Origin of the sequence: Mesorhizobium sp. M4A.F.Ca.ET.050.02.1.1 (genome assembly GCF_003997725.1) — a bacterium.
Taxonomy (GTDB): Bacteria; Pseudomonadota; Alphaproteobacteria; order Rhizobiales; family Rhizobiaceae; genus Mesorhizobium.
The window spans coordinates 1-1,412 of record NZ_RZSG01001134.1 but is presented as its reverse complement, the minus strand read 5'-3'; the positions used below and the strand labels follow the sequence as shown (position 1 = coordinate 1,412).

Sequence of the window (1,412 nt, the reverse complement as noted above, 5' to 3'; positions counted from 1 at the left end):
TCACCACGCCACTCCTGAGCCCGGCGCGCCGCAGCCCGCCGACCAGATCGTGGCCATTCGCATCGTCGCCCAGGCCGGCAAGGGCGCCGGCCTCGCGCCGGTTCATGAACAGCACGGCCAGGCTGCCCAGCACCTGCATCAGCCGCACCACCTTGGCCGGCGAGATGGCGATGGCGAAGATCGGCTTGCCGGCGGCTTGCGCCACCAGCCGTTCCAGCGCCGCGGACGGCAGGTTCGCGTCGCATAGGAGGGCATCGGCGGAAGCGATCGCCTCGCGCACCTTGGCGCGGCGGATCTGCTTGGGGAAGGCGAGGTCGTAGAGCGCCATGTCGGCAAAGCCGACGATCAGCTCGCCGTCGCGGTCGATCAGCGCCGTGTAGCTCGGCGTCGTGCGGTCGAGGAACACCGCCGACAGGTCGACGATGCCGGCGCTCGCGATCGCCGTCGACACAGTCTCGGCCGCGGCGTCGCCGCCGCGCATCGACAGCAGCGAGGCCGAGACGCCGCGCCTGACCACACTGCGCAACGCGTTGAAGACGCCGCCGCCGACATCCTCGCGCATGGTGCCGGGATTCGAGGCAGCCGGCACGTAAGGGCCCGACACCTGGCCCCGCCGGTCGATATGGGCGCCGCCCACGGCAAGGATGTTGGGGGACTTCACCATCGTGGCGTCGATACCTTTGTTGATTGTCCGGCCGCGCACACTAGGTTTCTCCGCGCCGCCCCGCAATCAGCGCCGCGATTCGGGCCGGCCGGACAACGGAACCCTGCATGGCCGATTGGACGACGCCGCCGCCGTGTGTTGTGGGACATAAATAGAACAGATCAAGATATTGATTGTTTTTCAGCAACTTGATGCCTCTTGCCAAACGAGAACAAAAAAGGTACAAAATGGCAGGGATCACGGATTGTCCGGCCTTCATTGACGACCAAGGGGTGATGTATCATGGCTCAGAATACTTTGCGGCTTGTAGAGGATAAGGCAGTGGACAAATCAAAGGCTCTGGACGCGGCGCTGTCGCAAATCGAGCGCGCCTTCGGCAAGGGCTCGATCATGCGCCTCGGCGCCAATGAGCAGGTGGTCGAGATCGAAACCGTGCCGACCGGCTCGCTCGGCCTCGACATCGCGCTCGGCGTCGGCGGCCTGCCGCGCGGCCGCATCATCGAGATCTACGGGCCGGAAAGCTCGGGCAAGACGACGCTGGCGCTGCACACGGTGGCGGAAGCCCAGAAGAAAGGCGGCATCTGCGCCTTCGTCGATGCCGAGCACGCCCTCGATCCGGTTTATGCCCGCAAGCTCGGCGTCGACCTCGAAAACCTGCTGATCTCGCAGCCCGACACCGGCGAGCAGGCGCTGGAGATCTGCGATACGCTGGTGCGCTCCGGCGCCATCGACGTGCTGGTGGTCGATT

Annotated in this window: 3 protein-coding genes; 1 reads left to right on the top strand and 2 read right to left on the bottom strand. The window is 65.9% G+C overall.

Translation table 11 applies throughout. The features are described from left to right. Together EOA33_RS35705 and EOA33_RS35700 are read right to left on the bottom strand one after the other, a co-directional pair. Nucleotides 1–664 (bottom strand): carbohydrate kinase family protein (locus tag EOA33_RS35705; RefSeq protein ID WP_127407723.1); only part of this gene is annotated, 664 nt, incomplete at its 3' end. Between the two features lie 40 nt (nucleotides 665–704). Then, nucleotides 705–905 (bottom strand): hypothetical protein, encoded by a 201-nt coding sequence (locus EOA33_RS35700; protein ID WP_127407722.1) that lies wholly within the window; start codon nucleotides 903–905, stop codon nucleotides 705–707. Between the two features lie 41 nt (nucleotides 906–946). Here EOA33_RS35700 and EOA33_RS35695 point away from each other — a divergent pair. Next, nucleotides 947–1,412: ATPase domain-containing protein (locus tag EOA33_RS35695; protein ID WP_281033593.1), on the top strand; the 466-nt coding region annotated here is incomplete at its 3' end.